This window comes from Faecalicoccus sp. LCP19S3_E2, from assembly GCF_052121255.1.
Classification (GTDB): Bacteria; Bacillota_I; Bacilli_A; order Erysipelotrichales; family Erysipelotrichaceae; genus Faecalicoccus.
On record NZ_JBQKEP010000044.1, the window covers coordinates 1 to 529 of the forward strand.

Genomic DNA, 529 nt, shown 5'->3' on the forward strand with positions numbered 1-529 from the left:
CGGGTCGTTTCATCCCCTGTTTCATAATACACATCATAACCGGCCAGCTGGATGATCCGGATCCCCAGATCATAGGCCAGATCGATTGCCTTCTCCATGATCTCTAACGATCTTTTTCGTATTGTTTCCTCTCTGGATCCCAGCGGATACTTGCGGTGAGCGCTCAGGCACATCGAACGGATGGGTACACCGGTCTCGATCATGGTCTCCTTGATATGATCCCGTTCTTTCTGTGTCCAGTCCAGACGGGCCAGCTTTTCATCGCTTTCGTCCACGCTCATCTCCAGATAGTCAAAGCCGCTTTTTCTTGTCAGCTCCAGCTTTTCCTTCCAGTTCAGAGAATTGGGCATCGCCTTTTCATACAGGCCCAGCTCGTATCTATTTCTGTCCATAGTAGGCTCCCGGCCCGTGCTTTCTCTTAAAGTGTTTATCTAAAAGCACCTGCTGCATCGGTTCGATGGCATTGTTTCTTAACAGGGTTGCCATCGTATTCATCATGGCCACCTCTTCCAAAACCACGGCATTGTGT

General features: G+C 49.7%; 1 protein-coding gene. It reads right to left on the minus strand.

Annotated features, from left to right (window positions below; translation table 11 throughout):
* Nucleotides 1–392 (minus strand): L-ribulose-5-phosphate 3-epimerase (locus ACTQX6_RS12635; RefSeq protein WP_441657566.1); only part of this gene is annotated, 392 nt, incomplete at its 3' end.
* Between the last annotated feature and the right edge of the window lie 137 nt (nucleotides 393–529).